Origin of the sequence: Flavobacterium solisilvae, from assembly GCF_012911605.1 — a bacterium.
Taxonomy (GTDB): domain Bacteria; phylum Bacteroidota; class Bacteroidia; order Flavobacteriales; family Flavobacteriaceae; genus Flavobacterium; species Flavobacterium solisilvae.
In genome coordinates this window covers 1-243 of record NZ_JAAMPT010000055.1, presented here as the reverse complement: position 1 = coordinate 243, position 243 = coordinate 1, and the positions used below count along the sequence as shown (strand labels likewise).

The following is a 243-nucleotide window of genomic DNA, read 5'->3' as shown; positions in this document are numbered from 1 at the left end:
GGTGGAACTTGGTCGCCAGCATTAGCTAGTGGAACAAGTATTTTCAATCCAGCAATTGATTTGTCTGGAAGTTACACTTATAGTTTAATTGGAAATGATCCATGTGATAACGATGAAGCAATCATTACTGTAATCGTAAATCCAGTTCCAAATGCAGGAAACGATGTTGCTAATTTTACTATTTGTTCTAATCAAAATGCGATAGACTTATTTTCTTTATTAGGTTCAAACGCTCAAACAGGC

General features: G+C 35.4%; 1 protein-coding gene. It reads left to right on the top strand.

What is annotated here, in order from left to right; all coding sequences use genetic code 11:
• Window positions 1–243, top strand: a 243-nt coding sequence (locus tag G6042_RS14675) for a hypothetical protein (RefSeq protein WP_169522314.1), incomplete at both ends; no start/stop codon positions are given.